Origin of the sequence: Sulfuriferula nivalis (genome assembly GCF_009937995.1) — a bacterium.
GTDB classification, from domain to species: domain Bacteria; phylum Pseudomonadota; class Gammaproteobacteria; order Burkholderiales; family Sulfuriferulaceae; genus Sulfuriferula; species Sulfuriferula nivalis.
In genome coordinates, this window is sequence record NZ_AP021881.1 from 112,539 (window position 1) to 134,545 (window position 22,007).

Here is a 22,007-nt window from a genome sequence, read left to right on the forward strand (position 1 = left end):
ACCCATGTCCACGCTCGTTATTGTAGAATCGCCTTCCAAGGCAAAAACGCTTAATAAATACTTAGGTGCCGATTACGTAATCCTTGCTAGTTATGGTCACGTTCGTGATCTCGTGCCGAAAACGGGTGCGGTAGATACGGATAACGAATTCGCCATGAAATATCAGCTCATAGAACGTAATGAGCGGCATGTCGACGCCATATTGCGCGCAGCAAAAAAAGCTGACCGCATCTTGCTTGCAACCGATCCGGATAGAGAGGGTGAAGCGATTGCTTGGCATCTGGCAGAGATACTGGCGGAGAAAAAAATCACGCCGAAGAAGCCTGTCTCTCGGATAGAGTTCCACGAAATCACTCAAAGTGCGATACAGCATGCGGTGGATAATCCGCGTGAAATTGCTATGCCGCTGGTTGATGCACAACAGGCACGGCGGGCATTGGATTATCTGGTCGGGTTTAATTTGTCACCGCTACTATGGCGCAAAATCAGCCCGGGGCTATCCGCAGGACGCGTACAAAGTCCTGCGTTGCGGCTGATAGTCGAGCGGGAACTTGAGATTGAGAAATTTATTGCGCGTGAATACTGGAGTATCCACCTCGATAGTCACAAAGCCAGCCAGCCGTTTTCTGCGCGTCTGGTACAGTTCGCGGGTGAGAAACTGGAGCAATTCAGCGTGCCCACTGTGGACGCGCAACAGAACATACTTGACCAACTGGCACCGTTTAACACCGGTACAGTCACTCGCGTCGAAAAGAAACGCAAATCACGCAATGCCGCGGCGCCATTCACGACCTCTACGTTGCAGCAGGAAGCCGTGCGCAAGCTGGGTATGACCACTGATCGTGCCATGCGTACCGCGCAACAGCTCTATGAAGGTATAGATACCGGTAGTGGTGCTGTGGGTTTAATTACCTATATGCGTACTGACTCGGTGAATTTGGCACGTGAAGCGATAGAAGATGTGCGTGGCTATATTCAGAAGAATTTCAGCGCGGATTACTTGCCAGCTGCACCTGTGTATTTCCGTAACAAATCTAAGAATGCGCAAGAAGCACACGAGGCGATACGTCCGACAGCGATTGCACGTACGCCTGATTCTGTACGTCAGTTCCTGACTTTAGATCAGGCGCGGCTGTATGAAATGATATGGAAGCGTACCCTCGCCTGCCAAATGGCGCCTGCACAATTTGATACTGTAAGTCTGGATATTGCAGTAGGTAGTCCTGCCAACTTGTTCCGTGCCAACGGGCAAACCTTGGTGTTTCCGGGTTTTATTGCGGTCTATCAAGAACATCAGGATGATGCAGCGGAAGAAGATGAGGCGAAACTGCCTGTGTTGGTTGAGGGTGAAACGATATCGGTTGATAATTTAAGCGGCGAGCAGCATTTTACCCAGCCACCACCGCGTTACACAGAAGCCAGTCTGGTAAAGACCTTGGAAGAATATGGTATTGGTCGCCCTTCAACTTACGCCAGCATTATCTCTACCTTGCAAGACCGAGAATATGTTGAGCTGGATAAGAAACGTTTCACGCCTACGCCCACAGGCCGGTTGGTCAATTGTTTCTTAACTACGCATTTTACATCTTACGTAGATTATGATTTCACCGCAAAACTGGAAGATAAGCTAGATGATGTGGCGAATGGTGAGATGAAGTATCTGCCTCTGCTACATGAGTTCTGGGACGGCTTTTCCAGCACGCTGACTGCCAAAGCGGATGTAGAGCGTGGCTGTCCGATAGAAGATGAGCCCTGCCCTAAGTGTGGCGCAAAATTATTTCTGCAAGCCAGCAAGCGCGGCTTGTTTATCGGTTGTTCTGGCTATCCTACTTGCGACTATACGCGGCCATTACATGGCGGCAATGAAGAAGGTCCTGTGGTGCTGGGCAGCGATCCTGCCACTGGCGAAGATATCTTATTGCTGAACGGGCGTTATGGTTGGTACGTTCAGGTAGGTGCAACGCCAGAAGATAAAAAAATCAAGCCACGTCGCGCATCCTGGCCAAAAACTGTGCCGCACGAAGCAGCGGATTTACCTACCGCATTGCGACTGTTATCGCTGCCGCGTGAGGTGGGTACGCATCCAGATACCGGGTTGACTATTGTTGCCAATATTGGACGATTTGGCCCTTATTTGCAGCATGACGGCAAATTCAAGTCCGTCCCTAAAGATGACGATGTTTACACTATCGCTTTACCTAGAGCATTGGAAGTATTGCTGATGGAGCGTGCACCTCGTGCAGGCGCGCCTGTAGGTAAGCCATTAGGTAATCATCCTGAAGATGGCAAGGCAGTTACCTTGAACGAAGGTCGTTATGGCTGGTACGTCAAACATGGTAGTGTAAATGCCACCATACCTAAAGATACCAAGCCAGATGAAGTAACTCTGGAAATCGCATTACCTTTACTTGCGGATCGCGCCAGTAAAGGTAAACCAGCGCGCAGGAAAGCGGCCAGCAAAACGACAGCAGCGAAGAAGCCCGCAGCAACTAAAAAAGTCGCTGCTAAAAAGCCAGCTGCTAAAACCAGTGCAGCTAAGAAACCTGCTGTCAAGAAAACCGCAACTAAAAAAGCAGTCGCCTGATTATTAACCTCAATGCTCAATCAGCTCTGCCATAATCTCCAAGCAGCATTCAGCGATGATGGCAGAGCTGTGATTTTTACTTGGTGTTGTTTTTGAGATTATTAAGGGCGTATTTTATGGTGGATTTCGCGTAAAATTACGTTTTTATTACTCGCCTTACTGAACACGCTATGTCCGCAATTGCCGCAACTGTATTAGACCAACCCCAAATCTGGGAAGCTCAAGCTGATTTCAAAGAATATATGTCGGCGGTCAATCCGTCCATGCCTAAAATCGAGGTGGTTGGTTATCCCAATACCCTGCACGCGGATGGCCCAACACGGCTGATTCCATTTGATTTGTCCGCAAGTTTGCAAACCCGATATGCTGCGACTACACCTAATCTTTATGCGGGCTATCTTCGTATTTGTGCTGGCGAGCAATTGCAAACTGATTTTATTGCTGCGTCACAGATGTACTTTGTTATTAGCGGCGCAGGTAGTACCGAGATGGATTTTGGCACGATATTTTGGAAGACTGGTGACTTGTTCACTCTGCCCTCGATCAAGTCTGCCTTGCATCAAGCCAGCACAGATACCGTGCTGTTTTGGGTGAATGATGCGCCATTGATGCGCTATCTGGGCGTGACACCAACTGAGCAACGTTTTGAGCCTGTACTTTACACACAAGAGCGCATTACTGAGGAGCTCAATAAAGTTCGTGCTATGGGTGAGGATAGAAATCGTGTTGGCATATTGTTGTCTAACCCACATTTCCCCTCGACGATGACATTGACTCATACTTTGTGGTCGCTTTATAACATTTTGCCGAAAGGTGTAGTGCAAAAGCCACATAGACATAACTCGATAGCAATTGATCATTGTGTATCCGCAGGTGAAGATACTTATACGCTCATAGGTAAAGATGTGGATGCTGATGGCAATATTGTGAACCCTATCAAAGCCATGTGGGTTCCTGGCGCTACATTTATCACGCCGCCAGGCTGGTGGCATTCACACCACAATCATTCTGGACAGGATGCTATCGTTTTGCCTATACAGGATGCAGGTTTGGTGATGAATATGCAGGTGCTGGATTTTCAGTTGGTGAAATAATGTTGGGTCAAGCGCGGCTTAACTTAATGTGTGAATCTGCTTGTTAAATTGTATACAATTATCTTTAATTTGTATGAAATTAGTGGTAATCTTTCATTCACCATTACAAAAAAGTGGTTATTGTGGTGGTCATAACTGATTCGTTTTTTACGGCTCATGTTTTGGGAAAAATTATTAATAAAACAGCTAATTTTAATTTGCGAGAGGGATGATCATGGATTTGACGAGTGCAGTTGGTAAGCATGCTGAATGGAAAACAAAATTCCGTAGTGCGATTACTAAAAAAGAAGAGATGGATGCCGCAACAATCGCCAAAGATAATTGTTGTGAATTAGGTAAGTGGTTGCATGGCGAAGCCAAGGCACAATTTGGAGCGTTAACGAGTTATAAAGAATGTATTCAAAAGCATGCGGCGTTTCATACTGAGGCGGCTAAAGTTGCTGCGGCGATTAATGCGAAAAAATTTACTGAAGCAGAGGCAATGCTGGGTAATGGCACAGGATATACAAAAGTGTCGGGTGAAGTAGGTGTTGCAATTATGCATCTAAAAAAAGAAGCGGGTTTGTAATTAAAGATTTCCTGTAGATTCTCGCTACTGACCCAATTAACACCTAAGAGCCGTTGGTTTTTAGGTGTTTTTTATTACAAATGGGTAGTTTGGCAATTGCTAGATATGGCGCAGCGCATGTGATCTGTATGCAAATTGATCATGCGTATGTAGGCGGTATGGAAATATAAATTGTTCAGGGTGGTGGGATGGGCGGAATCGAACCGCCGACCTATGGGTTATGAATCCATCGCTCTACTAAATATAACCTTACTATTCAATTGGTTAGACATTAACCAACAGCCAATTATAACCTAATGAATGATGTTAGTGTGAACAGAATGTGAATGAAATAGGTAACACTAGTTGTTCCAAGGTAGGGCTATCGGCAAGGGAATGAAGGGGTGGGTAGGGGCAAATGTGCACCTGCTTATTATCTACATAAGGCACCTTGATATTTTTTATAATATTTTTAGATTTCTCAAAAGATATAACTTTGTAAGTTATTGATTTGTATAGGTTGCTCTTTGTTATGTAATATAACTTATTGATTTGTATTGTTATTTATTTCGCTTTTTAGCTTTTCATTTTCAAGGCGCAACTTTTCCATTTCTAACTCTCTCATTTGTATTAATTGCTGATTCTGTGCTGCTGTTTGTTGGTTCTCAAATTGCTGTTGCTGAAGTTTTTGATAGGCTGTACTTGAATAGACCATACCTTGTAAGCCTTGAGCATTATTATTATTGTAGGAACATGCCTGCTGGCAATACTGATATGTTGAGCCTTGCCCAATACAATTATTCTGGCATGTGTAATCCACATCGGCATAACAAATGGAAGAGATGAACAATGCCGCAAATAGAATTAGGGTGCTTTTGGTGGTCATGATGTGTCCTTCATATTTTACATGTGATAAAGGTTAACAATTTAATTTATAAATGTTATTTGCTGGTATTGTCTTTTAAAAACTGCATGTGAGTTGTCCCAATTTCCCCTGTGTCATCTAGCACATCCATTTCTTCCCATGCGCTTGGTTTTCCTGGTAAATCGCTAAATTGGGTTTGTTGCCATATCCGACCTTTTTGAGTATCTATTAAAAATGTATCAGCCCTCATCTGTGGATTAAATACTATTTGGAATCTTCCAATTCCAGTTGATGTAGTGGTGGTTGGTAAAGTAGGGGTTATTGGTAGGGGGGTGGGTGGTGCTTTAGTGGTGTTGTCACACCCAGTCACCCCAAGGGTTAGTAGCAATATTATGATTTTCAAATCTCTCATGATATGACCTTTGAGTTAAGTTAAAAATGGGGTAAATCCAGTTACCTTATAATAAGCATTAATGATTGTTTCATGTAGTAAATGTTTATCTTCCTTTTTAGCAATAAAGCTATCATGAACTGTAAGAACAGGCTTGCCTAGTCTGGTAAATTCTTTGATTACAGCTAAGGCTATTTCACTCTCAAGAAACATCATAGTGCTGCCTACTTCTCCATTAAAGAAAGGTATTTGTGGATGCTTAGCTATAAGCTTCTTTATTAATTCTGGGGCTTCTTCATTTACTCTTTTAGAGATGTTTTCTTTTCTGATGATTCGGGTAAGCCACCCCTGATTTTTCCCTTCATTGGTTGCATTGATTAATGAGCTAGAAATCTTCTTGAGTGCCTTTCTGTGATCTTCTCCTGTGTATCCTTCTATATAGTAAGGGTCTACCTCTTCTATCCATTCCTCATTACTTAGATCGCCCCAATAATCAATGCCTAATGAATGATAGACCAAGATAGGAAATGTAGCCCTTATGTCTATCTCTGTAACCTCTTGACCATCAAGCAGTATGGTAAGCCGCGCTTCTTTAGAAAAGCCCTGCCATAATCCACCAGACAGCCTACCGCCTCTATCCCAAGAGCCATTGTTAAATACCCTTCTTACATATTTATCATAAGGGGTGAATTCACCTTTAAAAATGTCTCCCTTTTTTCCTGTTATTTCAGCAGGTAAGCTGATGATAGTAGTGTCTAGAAGCTCTTGATACTTTTCTAAGAGCCTCTGACACTCTGCAATATGACTGGGTAGTCTTGCTACTGTTATAGGTTGTTTATCGGTATCCCTTAACTCTATCCTTGGTCTATCCTTCGCTGACTTGTATCTGTGCTTGTCTTTAGCTAAATTAACTAAATCTACTGCTTCTATTAACTTCGCTGTTGCTCTAAACCTTGTCTGTTTTCTCTTATCTGGATTCCAATGTTGATTACCTTTAACTAACTCACAATAACCATTTTCTTCTAATCTCTGTATTGCCTTGCTTAACTGTTCAGCCTTTAACCCTAAGGTGTAATATCTGCCACCTTTATCCCAGTCATTTTTATTTAAGCTTACTGTTTGCCATTTGGTTGGGTTTTTCTCAAAGACTTTGATTGAACTTATAACTAGGGTTCTAATTACTGTTCTTGCCTTTCCTTGCTTCGCTCTTGTGCTTAACTCTCTGACTGTATAACATTCCTTCATTACCTTGTTGCATACACCTAGAAGATGTTTATTATCTGTTACTAAGTACTTGTAAAAGCCTTGGCTGTTGTCGACCCCTACAGAAGGCTCTAGGATGCTCTCTGTTGCATTTAACTCATATTCTGATATGATTGTATAGACTTCTTCATTTAAATCGATTTTAGAGCTTCCTATGGCTTCATCATAGTTCATACATTTGCCTCATGAAGTCATGGGTGCCTAAACCTAGCATGTCGCATAAATCCTTAGCTTGTTCTCTGGCATAAGCCCGCGCTTCTTCAATGTGCCTGTTGTATTCTCCTATGCTGTGAAAGTATGGATAGATAATGTTCGGTATGCTTATGGTAAATCTTGAGCCTGACATTTTGGCTTTGAAACAAATTTCTTTAGACCAGTTGCTCCTAGCTGTCGGAAAACCATACCCATTAACACCAACAGGATTTACCATATATGGTAGCCCCCCTTTGACTTCCTCCTTGAAACTGCCAGTCCATAACCACCTCATCCACCCTTCATTGTGCATTAGGTTCTCACCAACTAAGGCTAAATCAATAATATAAACATCCTCTAGGGTTGACTTGGAATCATCTTCATCAGCAAGGCAATAAATAAGAAAAGATGACTGATATTTCCCTTCTAGTATTTTGTATATTTCTTTATCTCTTAGAACAAAATCGGTAGGGTAGTATTTTTTATTTCTATTCCCTCTTGCTCTGTAAGCTAGCCATATCTCTACACCATCCAATATCATTAGGGCATCTATACCATCTTTCATATCTTGGGAGTCTGATGCGCAAACGAATTCAGGGTGTTTGCAGTAGGGCACCAGCCCCCTCCCATGCAGCATGTGATAGGCGCTAGTATTTTGTGCGGAAATGTATTTGTCAGACCAGCTCCTTCTGTCTGGACTATAGCTGCTCAAGGATTAGCCCTCATCAATCGGGAAACATAATGCTGTTGCCATGATACTTCGCCTTTGCTGTTCTGATAGCCATGCTCTTTTAACCATTCTGCTATTTGGTACTGACTAAGCCCTTGAGAATGAAGCTCTCTGATAACAGCCATAATGTCTAATAACCAGATTAAATGTTCTTGTAATTTTTTTATTGAATTCACTTGCTCTTCTCCTTTAGTTGTTGTATAATCTTTTTAATCACTTAATTGATGATGTATTTATTCGCCTTTTTCAAGTGTAATATAACTATTATATCATCAAAAGCTTATGTTGTCAAGCATTATTTATGCCAGTTAATGTAACTCTATGATTTATTGGTAATCTATTTTTAATAGTGTCTTTAGCAAGCCTGGTGGAGTTTTTGAGACATGAAAGACAACAAAGGTTGGAAGTTTCCAGAAGCATGGCTTATAGAGGATGATGGACTGATAGTGCGGCTTATAAGAGGGGTTGCGCTTATTTTGACTTGGTTAATAATGATTGTTGTTTTCGGTATGCCGCTATACCAATTACTTTACCCAATTATTCTTAAAAGCTATTCTTAAAGGTAAAGGTAAAGGTAAAGGTAAAGGTGAAGCAGGGTTCTTCCAAGGTAGAGCGTAGCGACACTCTTATAGTGTCTTATTTACAAAGTATTGAATGGTTGTAAGCTTTATATAATAAATCCAATCACCAATCTGGCATCCAGTCTAGTGGCTCATTAGGTGGAAAGACTAGTATTATCAGCAGGAGTCCATAAAAAACACCAAGCCAGAAAAGTCTAGCGCCTCTGTCCTCATTATTAATTCTTCCTGCTCCATACCCAGTTAGTAGTACAACAGCTATTCGGAGTGATTCCATAGCATGATATTCTGTAATCATTATTACCCCCTTATTTCTAAAGTAGAAAATGGCTGTAAGCCTTATATAATAAAGCATACAGACTTATTATTAGAAATAACTCCCTTAGTATTGCTACTTATACCTATAATAATAATAACTAGTAAGTATTAAGGTAGAGCGTAGCGAGACCGATGGTCTCTTAGTGAAGTCTTACAGCTAAATCAGTAGCCTTTAGATGAGTATATCTTTTAAGCATTTGTAATGTTCTATGTCCTGTTATAGATGCTACTTCCATTACATTAAATCCCTTTTCAAAGAATCTTGTTGTGGCTTCATGCCTTAGGTCATGGAAATGAAAGTTAGTTATACCCGCTCTATTTAATGCAGTATGCCAAGACCTTTTAATGCTGTCGCTTCGCTTCCAAGTATAGAATATATAGACATCCTCCGATGTCGGCTTATAGAGATTGTCGTTATCTCTTTTAATGTCTCTTGGAATGGTCTTTAGCAGGTGTATTGCATGACTAGATAAGGGAACAGTGCGGCTATCTCCATTCTTGGTGGTGTTAAGCTTTATGGTCTTATCGGTGTAATTAACCATATCCCAAGTAATAGAAAGTATCTCACCTAACCGCATACCTGTTTCCATTGCAAACTCAACAAGGTATGGCAATAAGTGGCTATCAGACAAAGAACAAGCAGCTAACAATCTAATCAGCTCATCCCTGTCTAATCTTCTGTCTCTTGCATTGTCAGCCTTGGGCTTGCGAATATTGTCTATTGGATTAACTAAAGACATTCCCCATTCTTTCGCCGCAATTGTGAATAGGTGTGAAATGATTGCAAGTTCTGATCTAATTGTAGAAGCGGCTATTCCAGCCTGTAATCTGCTGTCTCTATGCTTGGCAAAGTCCAAAGGTTTTAATGTATCAAGGGGCTTTTGTGCTAGTGGATTCTGTAGCCATTGATTGATTCGGATTAGCTCTATCTTAGCCCCTTTCTTACTAGGGGTTATCTCAAGCCTGTATCGGTCTAATGCTTCTGCTAGTGTGGTAGTGTTGGTTTTGGTGTAGATATGCCTAATCATTTCAGACTCAGTAATCTTGACCCACTTGTCTGCTAGGGATTTACTTGGAAATGATTTAGATGCTTGTGGATGCCCTTTCATTCTAATTTGGGCATTCCATTTACCAGAAGGAAGCTTGCGAACTGTAGCCATAATCTTACTCACTAAGTGGAGCACAGCGACACTGTTGGTGTCTCACTGTGAACAGGTTGTGAATGGCATAGGTGTTTAGATAAGCTAAATAGGCGCAAAGCCTTATAGGTCTTGGTGGTGATGGGCGGAATCGAACCGCCGACCTATGGGTTATGAATCCATCGCTCTAACCGTCTGAGCTACATCACCAACATACTACGAAGCCGCGCATTATGCGGGCTAAATGGGTGTGCTGTCAAGGTGGTATTATTTAAAATTCAATAAAATCAAGTTTGCACCTTGCACATATTGAAGTTTTGCCTGATAATGACGTCCTTTCTGCGTACACGCCGCAGCACCTTAGGAAAAAATATGAAAGCTGATACCCATCCAACTTATGAAGAAATTAACGTGACTTGCAGTTGCGGTAATAAATTTGTGACTCGTTCAACCATGAACAAAGCTTTGCACGTTGAAGTATGTTCAGAGTGCCACCCTTTTTACACGGGTAAGCAAAAGATAGTAGATACCGCTGGTCGTGTTGAGAAATTCCGTCAAAAATACGGTATGAAATAATCAACTGCGCATTATGCAGGTGTTAATAAAAAAGACAGCTCAGGCTGTCTTTTTTGTTTTTTGGCGTAAAATTATGACTTTATCTCGTCAGCGAGTGCCGCGTGTCTAATCTGTTTACTGTTCGACCTTATCGATTTGTACCAAGCTTACTTACACTGGCTTTGTGTCTTGCTTGGTTGCTGCCTGGTTTAATTGGTCATGAACCGTGGAAAGGTGACGAAGCTGAAACTATGGGGCTGATACATAGCGTACTTTCAGGTATGCCTGTGGCAGTACCAACTTTGGCAGGTGAGCCTTGGCTGAGTGTGCCACCCTTGTATAGCATAATTGGTGCAGGGTTTGCGCAGGTGTTGGCGCCTTGGCTGCCTGCACATGATGCAGCACGTCTGGCGGGTGGTTTTTTTGTATTATTGGCATTGTTGTTTGCCGGTTTTGCGGGGCGAGAGTTATACGGTAGCGAACATGGGCGTTTAGCTGCGTTGGTATTAATTGGCAGTGTCGGGTTGTGGGTACGTGCGCATGAGGCGATACCGCAAACGATACTGCTGGCAGGTGTGGCGATGGTGGGTTATGGTGCCGCGTTGTCGGTGCGGCGGGCGTATGTCGGTGGTGCAGTAGTCGGCACGGGCTTGGGTCTAAGTTTCATGAGTGTGGGTGTGGCGGAAACCTTGGCACTGGCGCTGGCTTTGTTGGCACTGCCTGTTTTTAGTCCGCATTGGAGGCAATGGAATACAGCTAAGGCGGCCGGACTAACGGTGTTGTTTATGGCACCGTGGTTGCTGATTTGGCCTTGGGCTTTGTGGCAGTCGTCACCAGGCTTGCTAATTGATTGGTGGCATAGTCAGGTACAGGAGCGCTTTATTTTCTGGTCACCCCATGCACAATCGTGGACAGGGTACTATTTTAAGTTTCTACCGTGGTTTGCATGGCCGGCGTGGCCATTGGCATTGTGGACAATGTGGCATGCTCGTCGTGAGCAATTAACCACGACGGGGATCGTTCTGCCATTGGCAATGTGGCTGAGTTTAACAGTAGTGCTTGGGTTTACTGTTGATCCGTCACCTGATGATGGCTTGCCTATATTGATTCCTCTGGCGTGGCTGGCGGCAGGCAGTACATTTACGCTGCGCCGCGGCGCGGCAAACGCATTGTACTGGTTTGCCATGATGACCTTTGGTGTGGTCGCAATTACGGCGTGGGTGTATTGGAGCGCGTTTGATTTAGGCATTCCAGCTGCCTTATCTGCACATTTACACAAGTTGCAGCCAGGATATCAGGGGGAATTTCATCCATTCCCTGTGGTCATGGCAATTTTGTATTGCATCGCGTGGGTGTTGCTATTATTGCGTATGCAGCGTTCACCACAGCGGCCATTGATTGCCTGGGCAGCAGGAATGGCGTTAACTTGGGGTTTGGCAGCGAGTTTATTTGAGCGACCTATGGATGAACGTATGGGCTATGAATCAGTAATGAAATCCATGCAGCCACATTTGCCCAGTCGGTCATGTGTTGCCAGTCTGGGCGTGAATGCAGGAGCACGGGCGATGCTGGATTATTATCTGGGTGTACAGACTTTGCGGATGGAAGATACACATGCGCCTACCTGCCCTATGTTACTAGTGGAAGAAAATGGTGGTCAGGAAGCCTTGCCGCAACGTGAGGGATGGCGTGTAATATGGCATGGTAATCGTCCTGGCAATCGCACAGAACGCTATATCTTATATAAGAAAATTAAATCCAGGCAGCATGGTTGACGCTGTTATTCTTGCAGGTGGAGAAGCGCGCCGTATGCATGGGTGTGATAAAGGCTTGTTGCTACTGAATGAGCAACCTTTGGTGCAGCATGTGATTACTCGGATTGCACCACAAGTCGATGCTGTATGGATTAGTGCCAACCGGCATGTGGATGTATATCAGCGTTTTGGTTACCCTGTGATACGCGATGCAACTGATGACTATTTGGGACCATTGGCCGGTGTTCTGGCTGGGTTACAGCACGCTCAGGGCGAGTGGGTGTTGACGGTGCCATGCGATACCCCAAGTCTGCCAGAAAACTTGGTGGCACAGATGCTGGCTGCCAGCGCAGGCAAAGATGTCGTAGTTGCTGCTGCCGAGAGAGTGCATGCAACGGTGATGTTATGTCGGCGCAATTTAGTGAACAATCTCGCTGAATTCCTAGCGCGAGGGGAACGTAAGGTTCAGGTCTGGCAAGCACAGCAAAATTCTGCAATTGCTCAGTTTGATGATGAGTCTGCCTTTGCTAATTTGAATACACCTGAGCAGTTATTGCCTAAACAGTGAATCCTTCTGCCCAGATCAGGGTTTTGACATGCATCACATTAACGCTGTTTACATCCAGATGTATGGCTTGAGCCAATTCTGAGATTTGAGCCTGGTCACCTTGCTCGCAAGCAATCGCCAGACGCAGGTAAGGTGCATAAGGGCCATTGTCATCGACTAAGGCCTGGGTGAGCGCTTCGTTCAGATTTAATTCGGCAACTGCTGATTTGATAGGCGTGTTTAACAGCGTATCTAATAATGAAAAAATACCGACGATAAACAGGCTGTCTCTTTCACTCGCAGGTAAAGTATTTTCTCCCAATAATTCAGTTAATCGACCCCGTATCAGCGCATTTTGTAACAGTGCTCGACCTCGAGCATCCAGATTTCCGCTGCTAAACATAAGCAGAGTCAGCCAACGATAGAATTGTTGATAGCCTAACAGGATCAGCGCTTGTGAAATGGACTCAAGCTTGCGGGTCAGTCCATTGGCGGCAGAATTGATAAAGCTGAGCAATTTATAAGACAGCACTGCATCCCGTTTGAGTACGGCTTCTAATTCATGTATTTCTGCTTGTTTGATTACCATGTTAAGCAGTTCGATAACGTGGGCGCGATTTTTGTCTATGCGTTTTGCCTGATTGGGGATGGCATGGGTAAAGAAATATCCCTGGAAGGCATGAAACATCATGGACTGGTAAGCAACATATTCATCTTCTGATTCCACATGTTTTGCGATGATTGTGGCTTTGCTCCGCCCCAGTGTAGTAATCATATGTTTGCTGAGTTCAATCGCGCTATATTGCTCTGTATCAAAGCGTATATATTTTGCTAGCGCAATAATAGGCATCTGTTCAGCGCTAAAAGTAGGATTGTCGATGGCAATGCAAAAGCCTTCGGCGATACGTTGCTGGCAAAGGGCGAGCGTGGTATTGGGGTCTGTAATTTGTGTGCTATTTAACGCCAGGACAATATGGAAACTCGGTAGTCCTACTAACCAGTCACTTGCTAACATGGGTGGGGAGATGGAGATGAATGCCACTTTGTTACCGAGCATGGGCTTGAGGTCCAGATCGGTAATGCTGGCAATCAGCATTTCATCCTGCATTTGCTGGATGGTCGCAGTAACCGGCGCGTCGAGTTGATTGCGCAAACTGAATTCGTAGCCAATGATGGATTGGCTGTTGCTGAATATTGGCTGCCTCCCTAAAAAGCGCTTGGTCATTTCAATGGGGTTGTTGCGTTCCCCATAGGTAGGGATGTCGAGTGCATCAACTACGGTTGTGGTCGCATCAACCTCGCTGGTATTAATGCTGTAAGTTTTGGTGGTGGCTATGAGTGTTTGTGGTGTAAGTGCGGGTACCACTTCATCGACTGTAGGTGGCGGAGGAATATCTGGTTTGGCATCAGGGGGTTGTTCTTGTGATGGTTCTTTTTTGCCGAATGCTTTAAATAAGTTGCCCAGCATATATCCTCCTAGTAAGTGAGGATGATACCGTTATTTCTGTAGATTTGGAAATGACGTTAAAATTCACGTGATGCCTGCTAAGTGCTGGTTCGTAAGTAATGGCTATGAGTACACGGCACGGTGATCATGAATCTGATGTGTCTTAATCAAATGTCACCGTCCCGCCACCCTGCTCCGCCACCATACGCGCCAAGCTGGTAAATAACTCACTGCCGTCGCGCGAATTACGCCATGCGCCATCTTGCCATTGATAATGGAAACCACCCGATTTCGCAGCGACCCACATTTCATACATGGCGATCTGGCGGTTGACAATGATTTTGCCACCCGCGCCGCAATCTATCTCTAAAACGTTGCCTGCAGCCAGCTCAAAATCGACATCACCATCAGCATTTTCAAGTGCAGATTCGATGCGACGAAAGGTTTCGTCGGTTAGCTGATTAAATTCGGTTTCTGTCATGTTAGACTATGTCCTTTTATTGATTCAGTAAGCATTATGCTAAATCGCGCATTCACGTATTTTGTCCGTCTGTCGTTGTTGACCGCATTGTTGAGTTTGTCAGCATGTGGCATTAAAGGCGCACTGTATCTTCCCCAAAATCCATCTCAAACGCAAGCGACATCATCATGAATTTAACTGCATTACCCGCAATTCAGCTCAATCACATTGCTGAAACGTATGGCACACCCTGCTATGTCTATGATCACGCTGCTCTAGTGAGCGCGTTTCAAGCATTTGATACTGCATTGCAAGGTCGGTCACATTTAGTGTGCTTTGCGGTGAAAGCTAATCCCAGCTTGGCAATATTGAATACATTCGCTCGCCTGGGTGCGGGTTTTGATATTGTTTCCGGTGGAGAACTTGCGCGCGTTATTGCAGCCGGTGGAGATGCAAGTAAGGTGGTATTTTCTGGTGTGGGTAAAACTGCTGATGAAATGCGCCAGGCGCTGAACTATGGCATCAAATGTTTTAATGTGGAATCTGCCAGCGAGTTATCACGTTTGAATCAGATTGCAGGTGAGATGGGGAAAATTGCACCTATCAGCTTGCGCGTTAATCCTGACGTTGATGCTAAGACGCACCCCTATATTTCTACAGGTTTGAAAGGTAATAAATTCGGCGTGGCGCACGAGGATGCCTTGCGTATCTACCAGCTTGCCGCAACCATGCCTAACCTGAAAATTACTGGCATAGATTGTCATATAGGCTCACAGCTCACAGAAACTCGTCCTTTTGCCGACGCGCTGGATCGTGTACTGGCGTTAGTTGATGCGCTATCTGACGCGGGCATCACCTTGGAACATCTGGATCTGGGCGGCGGGCTGGGCATATGTTACGACAATGAAACCCCACCGCCAGTTGCTGACTACATTGCGGCCTTGTTGCAGAAACTGCAAGGTCGTAAGCAGATGATACTGTTAGAACCTGGTCGCGCGCTGGTGGGTAACGCAGGCGTGCTGCTAACCCGTGTGGAATATTTGAAAGCGGGTGTGGAAAAGAATTTCGCTATCGTTGATGCCGCAATGAACGACTTGATGCGGCCCGCTCTGTATGATGCTTATCATGCCATAGAGCCAGTCAATCCGCGCACATCGCCAGCTACTGTTTATGAAGTAGTTGGTCCTGTGTGTGAAACTGGTGATTTTCTTGGCCATGAGCGTGAATTGTCATTGGAAGAGGGTGATTTGCTGGCGATCATGTCTGCAGGTGCGTATGGCATGTCCATGAGTTCCAACTATAATACTCGCCCCCGTGTTGCGGAAGTGATGGTGCGAGATGGCGTGGCTACACTCGTACGCGAGCGTGAGCAGATTGCTGATTTGTTCAAGTTGGAGCGTGTTCTGGAGGCTTAAGTGAAGTGGCTTATCAGCTGGCCAGATGTCCGGCTGATAAGCTGGAATTAATTTGGTTTAGATAGTTCTGTTATCAATTTTGCCACTAAATCACGGCCTTTGGCGCTCATGCCGCGACTTAGTAAATCAATGTTGCGTTCACCATTGATGATGCGGCGCATAGAGCCACCTAATTTCGCCATATCGCCCCCCGCCTTTACCATTTGTTCGGCCATGTTGGCCAATGCTGATAATGCAGCGACATCGCCCTTGGCGGAAGCGTCTATCATGGAGGCTAATCCAGGTGCGGCTGCATTCGGGTCGGCGGATTGGTTCGGGTTAGGTAATGTAGTCGGATCTTGAATGCCGCGTAAAATGGCTTCGACAATAATCTGCTCATCCCCATCCAGTTCGGCATAAATACCGCTGTCTCGCCGTCCAGCAATAACCAGGCGCAATGCAGCTACCAGTTTGCCCCAGCCCTGTTGTTCCGCTTGCGCTAACATCGGTTGTAATTGATGTGTCAGCGCCGGCTGCGAACAAGCAGTAGCGACACCGTGGATAAACGGTGCATAGCTGATGATGATTTGCTGGACGCGGTCTGGTAGTGCCATGTTACTTAGTTTGCTGGTGGCACGTAACCTTGTACTTGATCTGCGCCATCACCAAAGAAGTATTTTTCAACTTGTTCCATCAAGTATTTACGCGCCTTGGCATCAGCCAGATTGAGGCGGTTTTCATTGACCAGCATGGTCTGTTGACGTAACCAGCCCGCCCAAGCTTCCTTGGAGACATTAGCAAACAGGCGTTGACCCATTTCACCAGGCAAAGGTGGGAAATCCATGCCTTCGGCTTCGCGACCTAATTTGATGCAATTGACTGTACGTGCCATGTTATTTACTCCTAATGCTTATAGATTGATAATAGTTGGTTCTTCGTCAGCAGCGCGAGTACGAATACTGCCTATGTGATGTACGGTTTCGCCCGCTGCTGTGAGTTGTGCTATTGCTGTTTGCGCATGTTCGGCGGCGACAATAACCACCATACCGATGCCACAATTGAAAGTACGGTGCATTTCAGCATCGGCTACCCCGCCTTGTTTTTGCAGCCATTGAAATATCGCCGGGAGCTCCCAGCTTTTGGCATCAATTTCGGCCGTTAAATTATCGGCAAGTATGCGTGGCACATTGCCGGTCAAGCCGCCGCCAGTGATGTGCGCCATGCCTTTTACTGGCAAGCTTGCCATCAATGCTAACAGTGGCTTCACATAAATGCGTGTCGGGGTCATCAACACATCGCGTAGTGGCTGACCGTGAAAATCACTGTCTAAATCCACACCACTGACTTCGATGATTTTGCGAATGAGTGAGTAACCATTTGAATGTGGGCCGCTGGAAGCCAGGCCTAATACCGCATCACCTGGGCAGATGGTACTGCCGTCGATAATCGCTGTACGCTCTACTACCCCGACGGCGAAGCCTGCCAGATCGTATTCACCAGCAGGGTACATGCCTGGCATTTCAGCAGTTTCGCCACCAATAAGCGCACAGCCGGCTTGTTCACAACCTTGAGCAATGCCCTTAATAACTTGCTCAGCGGTATCTACATCGAGTTTGCCGCAGGCGAAGTAGTCAAGGAAAAATAAGGGTTCAGCACCTTGTACCAGAATATCATTGACGCTCATGCCGACTAAATCAATACCTACGGTGTCATGCTTATTGAGCATGAATGCGAGTTTCAATTTTGTGCCCACACCGTCGGTGCCCGATACTAAAACAGGTTGTTTGTAGCGTTCAGGCAAACCCATGAGTGCGCCGAATCCACCTATGCCCCCCATGACTTCGGGACGCATAGTGCGCTTGGCCCATGGCTTGATACGGTCTACAAGCGCGTCGCCAGCGTCTATATCTACGCCAGCATCACGATACGAAAGAGAGGGTTGGGTAGGTTGCGTCACTATGATTTCCATGCATTGATTTAAGTAGCGATATTTTAACCTAGAAAGGGGGTTTGGAGGAGTTGATCTAGTGATGATAGATGAGTGCAACGGATTGAATGTAGTTAAGTTAGAACTGACCCCACATAAATATACGTGTTGCTGGTTCAAATGTATAATGTTGTTTTATCTTAAACTTGCCCGTATTTTAAAGATGACGACAGCGCTACTCGAATCACATATCCCTTCTTTGCAATTACTTTCTCGCGGTAAGGTGCGGGATTTGTATGCGGTTGATGATCAACGCCTGTTGATGGTGGCAACTGATAGATTGTCGGCATTCGACGTGATTTTGCCTACCCCGATTGCAGGCAAGGGGCTGATGCTGACCGAGATTTCTCATTTCTGGTTTAAGCAACTGGCTCAAGTGATGCCGAATCATTTAACAGGTGATGCACCTGAATCAGTGGTGCAGCCAAATGAAGTGGATCAGGTAGCGGGGCGGGCGATGGTGGTGAAGCGCTTGCAACCATTACCGATAGAATCCATCGTTCGCGGCTATCTGGTCGGTTCTGGCTGGAAAGAGTATCAGGCCAGCGGTAGCGTCTGTGGTATTCTTTTGCCCGCGGGGTTGGCATTGGCGGCGCAGTTGCCGCAGCCATTGTTTACACCGTCGACCAAGGCCGCGGTTGGCGATCATGATGAAAATATTGATTACGCACAAACGGTAAAATTGTTAGGTGCTGAGATGGCAGCGCAGGTGCGTGATGCGAGTATTGCGCTTTATACACAAGCCGCGGCTTATGCTTTAACCAAGGGTATTATTATCGCTGATACCAAATTCGAATTTGGTGTGGATGCAGCAGGCAAGTTGCATTTAATAGATGAAGTGCTTACTCCCGACTCATCAAGGTTCTGGCCAGCAGAGGGCTATCAAACAGGGTGCAATCCGCCTAGCTACGATAAGCAGTTTGTGCGCGATTGGCTGGAATCATCAGGCTGGAACAAGCAACCACCTGCGCCTGAATTACCCGCGGATGTGGCTGCTAAGACAGCAGACAAATACCGCGAGGCTGTGGCGCGATTGGTAGGATAAGTCGGGTTACTCGTAACCTATCCACAAGAATCAGGCGTCGCCCATGCCTAATTCTTGAATTTTTCGCGTTAATGTATTTCGCCCTAAACCCAACAGATTCGCTGCTTCTATGCGCCGTCCGCCCGTATGTTTGAGGGCGATGGTGATTAGCGTTTTTTCAAATTCCTGGGTTAAGTGTTCAATGATCCCCGTTTCACCCTGATTCAGCGCGGCCTCTGCGCTATGAGCCAGGGCTGCACGCCAGTCACCACCACTGATTTCTGCTGGTCCCGCGTTGAGAATTTCTGGTGGAAGATCGGAGACGTCCACGGTGTTGCCAGGCGCCATGACGGTGAGCCAGTGGCAGACGTTTTCGAGCTGTCTGACGTTGCCACTCCAGCTGTATTGACTTAGGTGTTTAATCGCGGCATCAGATAATTTTTTGGCATCGACAGCTTGTTCTTGAGCGCTCTTCTGCAAGAAGTGACGGGCAAGCAAAGGAATGTCTTCACTGCGTTCGCGTAACGCGGGCAAACGCAGGCGGATTACGTTGAGGCGGTGATATAAATCTTCACGGAACAAGCCTTCTTTGACGCGCGTTTCCAAATCCTGGTGGGTTGCAGCGATGACGCGAACATTGACCTTGATGGGCTGATGTCCACCTACGCGGTAGAACTGCCCATCGGAGAGCACACGCAATAAGCGAGTTTGTAGTTCAGCGGGCATATCGCCGATTTCATCCAGGAATAATGTGCCACCATCGGCTTGTTCGAAGCGCCCTCGGCGTTGCACCGCAGCGCCTGTAAATGCGCCACGTTCATGGCCGAAGAGTTCAGATTCCAGCAAATCCTTAGGAATCGCGGCGGTGTTGAGTGCAATGAATGGTTGGCGCGCGCGCGGGCTGTGCTTGTGTAGTGCGGAAGCAACCAGTTCTTTACCTGTACCAGATTCGCCTGTAATCAGTACCGTGGTGTGTGATTGTGATAAGCGCCCAATGGCGCGAAACACCTCTTGCATGGCAGGTGCCTGACCGAGTATTTCTGGTACTTCATCTATTTGCACAGCGGCGGCATCGTCAACCCTCAGGCTTTCATCTATGGCGCGGCGTATAAGGTCAATGGCGTGGTCGACATCAAATGGTTTAGGTAAATATTCAAAAGCCCCACCCTGAAATGCGGCAACTGCGGACTCCAAGTCGGAGTAGGCAGTCATGATAATCACTGGCAACTTGGGGAATTCTGACTTAAGTCGTTGTAATAAGTCCAGCCCCGAGCCGCCAGGCATATGGATGTCACTGACCACTACTTGCGGTAAGCTGATGGCTAAAGCAGCTTCAACTTCAGCAACAGAGGTAAAGCTAACAAAAGCGATGCCTGCGCGTTGTAATGCCTTTTCAAACACCCAACGGATGGAACGGTCGTCATCTATAATCCATACTGGTTTTGTCATGATAATTTCACTAAGTTGTAGTGGGCGTTATGCCCAATGGTAGGAGTAAGGTAAAGCAGGTTTTGCCGGGTTCGCTAGTAACTTCTATGGTGCCGTGATGTTGATGGACAAAGGTTTGTGCCAAGGTAAGTCCAAGACCACTGCCACCTTCACGGGCGGAGACCAACGGGAAAAAAATACGGTCGCGGATGGATTCAGGGATGCCAGGCCCATTGTCTATAATTTGTATCAGCGCTGCCAGTGGATAGCGCTTCATGGCTAATGTGACTTGGCGAGCAATGCGAGTACGCAGGCGAATTTCCCCTTGTCCGTGCATGGCCTGCACTGCATTGCGCACGATATTGAGAACCACTTGTATGAGTTGCTCACGGTCGCCGATAATGTCGGGGATGCTGGTGTCATAGTCACGTTGTATGCGCAGGCCTTTGGGTGTTTCTGCCAAAGTAACGCTGCGTACACGTTCCAGCACTTCATGGATATTCAGCGCTTTGATTTGTGGTAATCGGTGTGGTGTGAGTAGCCTGTCCATCAAGCTTTGCAGGCGGTCAGACTCCTGAATGATGACTTGGGTGTATTCACGTGTTTCGCTGGAAAGTTCATATTCCAATAGCTGAGCCGCACCGCGTATGCCGCCAAGTGGGTTTTTGATTTCATGCGCCAGATTGCGTACGAGTTCACGGTTGGCTTGTTGTTGCAGCAGCATGTGTTCGTCACGTGATATTTTCAGCTGCTGATCCATCGCGTGAAATTCCAGCATGAATGCTGCTGCGGGTGATTCAACTGGCGTAAATGTTCCGCTGAGTTGCAAAGTGCGGTCATCAATCTGCAGGTGTAACTCATGTTCGGTAAAGCTGGCATTGTTATCGATGGCGTAGTCGAGTGCAGCGTGTATCTGGGTTGGTTGATGAAACACCTGATCCAGTGGTAATCCATGTGTCTGTACTGCACTCAAGGCGAGCAGGTTTTCGGCTGCAGGATTGATGTAGCGAACGCAACGGTGCTCATCTAACGCGATGACCGCTGTCGCTAACCATTCTAAACCTACAAAATAAGGATTCATCACGCGGATACCATTTATATGGCGCACCAAACAAGGGCGTACGCCAGCTTAACAAGCTAATAATTGTGGTTATGCACCATTTTGAATTAAATTAAGCAATTTGTAAGCCAGCTAAATTTAAATTTGGACTATTTAACAGTACTGAGTTCTTTGCGTAGTGCATGGATGTTGTCTTGATGTAACTTGATAGCGTGGTCAAGCTTGTCGATACGGGTTAAATAGCCGGGGCTGCTGGCTTTCTCCCCCGCTCGTAGCGTTTCACCGTCTTTCTTGGCATTAACGGCATCTTCCAAAGCTTGCTCTTCAGTGTTTAACTCTTCAGTTAATACTCTTCGGCGCACACTATCGCGCTGGTTTTGAGTATTGCTGTCTATGCGTGGAAAGTCACTGGGTGTGCTGGTATTTCTACTGGACGTGCTGTGAGTCGATTTGTTGGTAAGCACTGGTGTGGATGATGGCATAGGGCCAAGATCCAGTCTTTTTGAGCCTTTAACCGCTTTGTCGGTGTAGGTTACTTCACCATTGGGAGCCACAATCTTATAAATCTCGGCATGGGCGGAGAGGCTCGTTAGCAATAATGGGAGCAGTAGTTTTAAGTGAGTTTTATGCATGAGCCAAGTTTAGAATAA

24 protein-coding genes and 2 tRNA genes are annotated in these 22,007 nt (G+C 45.9%); 10 read left to right on the top strand and 16 right to left on the bottom strand.

Annotated features, from left to right (window positions below; translation table 11 throughout):
* The first annotated feature begins 4 nt into the window (after positions 1 to 4).
* The 3 genes from topA (at position 5) to SFSGTM_RS00575 (ending at position 4,246) form a co-directional block, all read left to right on the top strand.
* On the top strand, positions 5 to 2,584 hold the full coding sequence (topA, locus tag SFSGTM_RS00565) for a type I DNA topoisomerase (RefSeq protein ID WP_162083459.1): 2,580 nt from the start codon (positions 5 to 7) through the stop codon (positions 2,582 to 2,584).
* A gap of 170 nt (positions 2,585 to 2,754) precedes the next feature.
* Positions 2,755 to 3,678: a cupin domain-containing protein gene (locus SFSGTM_RS00570; RefSeq protein WP_162083460.1), complete on the top strand. Its 924-nt coding sequence runs from the start codon at positions 2,755 to 2,757 to the stop codon at positions 3,676 to 3,678.
* 214 nt (positions 3,679 to 3,892) lie between these two features.
* Complete coding sequence (locus tag SFSGTM_RS00575; protein ID WP_162083461.1) at positions 3,893 to 4,246, top strand: CZB domain-containing protein; 354 nt, start codon at positions 3,893 to 3,895, stop codon at positions 4,244 to 4,246.
* 183 nt (positions 4,247 to 4,429) lie between these two features.
* Here SFSGTM_RS00575 and SFSGTM_RS00580 read toward each other — a convergent pair.
* The 6 genes from SFSGTM_RS00580 to SFSGTM_RS00605 all read right to left on the bottom strand — a co-directional run bounded on the left by SFSGTM_RS00580 (position 4,430) and on the right by SFSGTM_RS00605 (position 7,842).
* Positions 4,430 to 4,532: transfer RNA gene (locus SFSGTM_RS00580), tRNA-Met, on the bottom strand.
* Positions 4,533 to 4,769: 237 nt separating this feature from the next.
* The gene (locus SFSGTM_RS00585; protein WP_162083462.1) at positions 4,770 to 5,111 is read right to left on the bottom strand and encodes a hypothetical protein; all 342 of its coding nucleotides are present in this window, start codon (positions 5,109 to 5,111) and stop codon (positions 4,770 to 4,772) included.
* A gap of 55 nt (positions 5,112 to 5,166) precedes the next feature.
* Positions 5,167 to 5,502: a hypothetical protein gene (locus SFSGTM_RS00590; RefSeq protein WP_162083463.1), complete on the bottom strand. Its 336-nt coding sequence runs from the start codon at positions 5,500 to 5,502 to the stop codon at positions 5,167 to 5,169.
* A 15-nt stretch (positions 5,503 to 5,517) separates the two neighbouring features.
* Positions 5,518 to 6,918, bottom strand: a complete 1,401-nt coding sequence (locus tag SFSGTM_RS00595; protein WP_162083464.1) for a hypothetical protein — start codon at positions 6,916 to 6,918, stop codon at positions 5,518 to 5,520.
* Positions 6,908 to 7,501: a hypothetical protein gene (locus SFSGTM_RS00600; protein WP_162083465.1), complete on the bottom strand. Its 594-nt coding sequence runs from the start codon at positions 7,499 to 7,501 to the stop codon at positions 6,908 to 6,910. The genes SFSGTM_RS00595 and SFSGTM_RS00600 overlap by 11 nt, the downstream gene beginning before the upstream one ends.
* A gap of 143 nt (positions 7,502 to 7,644) precedes the next feature.
* Complete coding sequence (locus SFSGTM_RS00605; RefSeq protein ID WP_162083466.1) at positions 7,645 to 7,842, bottom strand: hypothetical protein; 198 nt, start codon at positions 7,840 to 7,842, stop codon at positions 7,645 to 7,647.
* 207 nt (positions 7,843 to 8,049) lie between these two features.
* Between SFSGTM_RS00605 and SFSGTM_RS00610 the strand changes: the two genes are divergently transcribed.
* Positions 8,050 to 8,226: a hypothetical protein gene (locus tag SFSGTM_RS00610; RefSeq protein WP_162083467.1), complete on the top strand. Its 177-nt coding sequence runs from the start codon at positions 8,050 to 8,052 to the stop codon at positions 8,224 to 8,226.
* Positions 8,227 to 8,702: 476 nt separating this feature from the next.
* On the opposite strand, the gene SFSGTM_RS00615 is transcribed toward SFSGTM_RS00610, so the two are convergent.
* Together SFSGTM_RS00615 and SFSGTM_RS00620 are read right to left on the bottom strand one after the other, a co-directional pair.
* Complete coding sequence (locus SFSGTM_RS00615; RefSeq protein ID WP_198420584.1) at positions 8,703 to 9,722, bottom strand: tyrosine-type recombinase/integrase; 1,020 nt, start codon at positions 9,720 to 9,722, stop codon at positions 8,703 to 8,705.
* 112 nt (positions 9,723 to 9,834) lie between these two features.
* Positions 9,835 to 9,911 (bottom strand) — tRNA-Met (locus SFSGTM_RS00620).
* 162 nt (positions 9,912 to 10,073) lie between these two features.
* On the opposite strand from SFSGTM_RS00620, the gene rpmE reads away from it, so the two are divergent.
* The 3 genes from rpmE (at position 10,074) to mobA (ending at position 12,578) form a co-directional block, all read left to right on the top strand.
* Positions 10,074 to 10,277: a 50S ribosomal protein L31 gene (gene rpmE, locus SFSGTM_RS00625; RefSeq protein ID WP_162083468.1), complete on the top strand. Its 204-nt coding sequence runs from the start codon at positions 10,074 to 10,076 to the stop codon at positions 10,275 to 10,277.
* 101 nt (positions 10,278 to 10,378) lie between these two features.
* On the top strand, positions 10,379 to 12,031 hold the full coding sequence (locus tag SFSGTM_RS00630) for an ArnT family glycosyltransferase (protein WP_162083469.1): 1,653 nt from the start codon (positions 10,379 to 10,381) through the stop codon (positions 12,029 to 12,031).
* Complete coding sequence (mobA, locus tag SFSGTM_RS00635; protein ID WP_162083470.1) at positions 12,024 to 12,578, top strand: molybdenum cofactor guanylyltransferase MobA; 555 nt, start codon at positions 12,024 to 12,026, stop codon at positions 12,576 to 12,578. The genes SFSGTM_RS00630 and mobA overlap by 8 nt, the downstream gene beginning before the upstream one ends.
* Here mobA and SFSGTM_RS00640 read toward each other — a convergent pair.
* Entirely contained in the window at positions 12,568 to 14,025 is a 1,458-nt protein-coding gene (locus SFSGTM_RS00640; RefSeq protein WP_162083471.1) for an EAL and HDOD domain-containing protein, read from the bottom strand. The two genes, mobA and SFSGTM_RS00640, sit on opposite strands and share 11 nt — an antisense overlap.
* 142 nt (positions 14,026 to 14,167) lie before the next feature.
* Positions 14,168 to 14,485 (bottom strand): iron donor protein CyaY, encoded by a 318-nt coding sequence (gene cyaY / locus SFSGTM_RS00645; RefSeq protein WP_162083472.1) that lies wholly within the window; start codon positions 14,483 to 14,485, stop codon positions 14,168 to 14,170.
* Between the two features lie 36 nt (positions 14,486 to 14,521).
* Between cyaY and lptM the strand changes: the two genes are divergently transcribed.
* Positions 14,522 to 14,656 carry an LPS translocon maturation chaperone LptM gene (lptM, locus tag SFSGTM_RS17280; RefSeq protein ID WP_162083473.1) on the top strand — a complete coding sequence of 45 codons (135 nt, stop codon included), beginning with the start codon at positions 14,522 to 14,524 and terminating at the stop codon, positions 14,654 to 14,656.
* A complete protein-coding gene (lysA, locus tag SFSGTM_RS00655; protein ID WP_162083474.1) occupies positions 14,653 to 15,879 on the top strand; it encodes a diaminopimelate decarboxylase in 1,227 nt (408 codons plus the stop codon). The genes lptM and lysA overlap by 4 nt, the downstream gene beginning before the upstream one ends.
* 47 nt (positions 15,880 to 15,926) lie before the next feature.
* On the opposite strand, the gene SFSGTM_RS00660 is transcribed toward lysA, so the two are convergent.
* Genes SFSGTM_RS00660 through purM form a run of 3 tightly spaced genes read right to left on the bottom strand, consistent with a single transcriptional unit; the run spans position 15,927 to position 17,815 of the window.
* Complete coding sequence (locus tag SFSGTM_RS00660; RefSeq protein ID WP_162083475.1) at positions 15,927 to 16,472, bottom strand: hypothetical protein; 546 nt, start codon at positions 16,470 to 16,472, stop codon at positions 15,927 to 15,929.
* Between the two features lie 5 nt (positions 16,473 to 16,477).
* A complete protein-coding gene (locus SFSGTM_RS00665; RefSeq protein ID WP_162083476.1) occupies positions 16,478 to 16,750 on the bottom strand; it encodes an oxidative damage protection protein in 273 nt (90 codons plus the stop codon).
* An 18-nt stretch (positions 16,751 to 16,768) separates the two neighbouring features.
* Positions 16,769 to 17,815, bottom strand: coding sequence for a phosphoribosylformylglycinamidine cyclo-ligase (gene purM / locus SFSGTM_RS00670; RefSeq protein ID WP_162083477.1), 1,047 nt, complete (start codon positions 17,813 to 17,815; stop codon positions 16,769 to 16,771).
* Between the two features lie 193 nt (positions 17,816 to 18,008).
* Between purM and SFSGTM_RS00675 the strand changes: the two genes are divergently transcribed.
* On the top strand, positions 18,009 to 18,890 hold the full coding sequence (locus tag SFSGTM_RS00675) for a phosphoribosylaminoimidazolesuccinocarboxamide synthase (protein ID WP_162086137.1): 882 nt from the start codon (positions 18,009 to 18,011) through the stop codon (positions 18,888 to 18,890).
* Positions 18,891 to 18,920: 30 nt separating this feature from the next.
* On the opposite strand, the gene ntrC is transcribed toward SFSGTM_RS00675, so the two are convergent.
* From ntrC to SFSGTM_RS00690, 3 genes are all read right to left on the bottom strand, one after another.
* Complete coding sequence (gene ntrC, locus SFSGTM_RS00680) at positions 18,921 to 20,318, bottom strand: nitrogen regulation protein NR(I) (RefSeq protein WP_162083478.1); 1,398 nt, start codon at positions 20,316 to 20,318, stop codon at positions 18,921 to 18,923.
* Positions 20,319 to 20,328: 10 nt separating this feature from the next.
* The gene (glnL, locus tag SFSGTM_RS00685) at positions 20,329 to 21,378 is read right to left on the bottom strand and encodes a nitrogen regulation protein NR(II) (RefSeq protein ID WP_162083479.1); all 1,050 of its coding nucleotides are present in this window, start codon (positions 21,376 to 21,378) and stop codon (positions 20,329 to 20,331) included.
* Between the two features lie 128 nt (positions 21,379 to 21,506).
* Positions 21,507 to 21,989: a DUF4124 domain-containing protein gene (locus SFSGTM_RS00690; RefSeq protein ID WP_162083480.1), complete on the bottom strand. Its 483-nt coding sequence runs from the start codon at positions 21,987 to 21,989 to the stop codon at positions 21,507 to 21,509.
* Positions 21,990 to 22,007 lie beyond the last annotated feature (18 nt).

What these genes read in the sequence shown, in the direction of transcription:
- SFSGTM_RS00675 (WP_162086137.1), top strand. Translation starts at nt 18,009, where the DNA reads ATGACGACAGCGCTACTCGAATCACATATCCCTTCTTTGCAATTACTT.
- SFSGTM_RS00615 (WP_198420584.1), bottom strand. Translation starts at nt 9,722, where the DNA reads ATGGCTACAGTTCGCAAGCTTCCTTCTGGTAAATGGAATGCCCAAATT.
- mobA (WP_162083470.1), top strand. Translation starts at nt 12,024, where the DNA reads ATGGTTGACGCTGTTATTCTTGCAGGTGGAGAAGCGCGCCGTATGCAT.
- SFSGTM_RS00590 (WP_162083463.1), bottom strand. Translation starts at nt 5,502, where the DNA reads ATGAGAGATTTGAAAATCATAATATTGCTACTAACCCTTGGGGTGACT.
- SFSGTM_RS00570 (WP_162083460.1), top strand. Translation starts at nt 2,755, where the DNA reads ATGTCCGCAATTGCCGCAACTGTATTAGACCAACCCCAAATCTGGGAA.
- SFSGTM_RS00575 (WP_162083461.1), top strand. Translation starts at nt 3,893, where the DNA reads ATGGATTTGACGAGTGCAGTTGGTAAGCATGCTGAATGGAAAACAAAA.
- cyaY (WP_162083472.1), bottom strand. Translation starts at nt 14,485, where the DNA reads ATGACAGAAACCGAATTTAATCAGCTAACCGACGAAACCTTTCGTCGC.
- SFSGTM_RS00600 (WP_162083465.1), bottom strand. Translation starts at nt 7,501, where the DNA reads ATGAAAGATGGTATAGATGCCCTAATGATATTGGATGGTGTAGAGATA.
- lptM (WP_162083473.1), top strand. Translation starts at nt 14,522, where the DNA reads ATGCTAAATCGCGCATTCACGTATTTTGTCCGTCTGTCGTTGTTGACC.
- SFSGTM_RS00585 (WP_162083462.1), bottom strand. Translation starts at nt 5,111, where the DNA reads ATGACCACCAAAAGCACCCTAATTCTATTTGCGGCATTGTTCATCTCT.
- glnL (WP_162083479.1), bottom strand. Translation starts at nt 21,378, where the DNA reads ATGAATCCTTATTTTGTAGGTTTAGAATGGTTAGCGACAGCGGTCATC.
- topA (WP_162083459.1), top strand. Translation starts at nt 5, where the DNA reads ATGTCCACGCTCGTTATTGTAGAATCGCCTTCCAAGGCAAAAACGCTT.
- SFSGTM_RS00640 (WP_162083471.1), bottom strand. Translation starts at nt 14,025, where the DNA reads ATGCTGGGCAACTTATTTAAAGCATTCGGCAAAAAAGAACCATCACAA.
- SFSGTM_RS00665 (WP_162083476.1), bottom strand. Translation starts at nt 16,750, where the DNA reads ATGGCACGTACAGTCAATTGCATCAAATTAGGTCGCGAAGCCGAAGGC.
- SFSGTM_RS00610 (WP_162083467.1), top strand. Translation starts at nt 8,050, where the DNA reads ATGAAAGACAACAAAGGTTGGAAGTTTCCAGAAGCATGGCTTATAGAG.
- SFSGTM_RS00690 (WP_162083480.1), bottom strand. Translation starts at nt 21,989, where the DNA reads ATGCATAAAACTCACTTAAAACTACTGCTCCCATTATTGCTAACGAGC.
- rpmE (WP_162083468.1), top strand. Translation starts at nt 10,074, where the DNA reads ATGAAAGCTGATACCCATCCAACTTATGAAGAAATTAACGTGACTTGC.
- SFSGTM_RS00595 (WP_162083464.1), bottom strand. Translation starts at nt 6,918, where the DNA reads ATGAACTATGATGAAGCCATAGGAAGCTCTAAAATCGATTTAAATGAA.
- SFSGTM_RS00660 (WP_162083475.1), bottom strand. Translation starts at nt 16,472, where the DNA reads ATGGCACTACCAGACCGCGTCCAGCAAATCATCATCAGCTATGCACCG.
- ntrC (WP_162083478.1), bottom strand. Translation starts at nt 20,318, where the DNA reads ATGACAAAACCAGTATGGATTATAGATGACGACCGTTCCATCCGTTGG.
- lysA (WP_162083474.1), top strand. Translation starts at nt 14,653, where the DNA reads ATGAATTTAACTGCATTACCCGCAATTCAGCTCAATCACATTGCTGAA.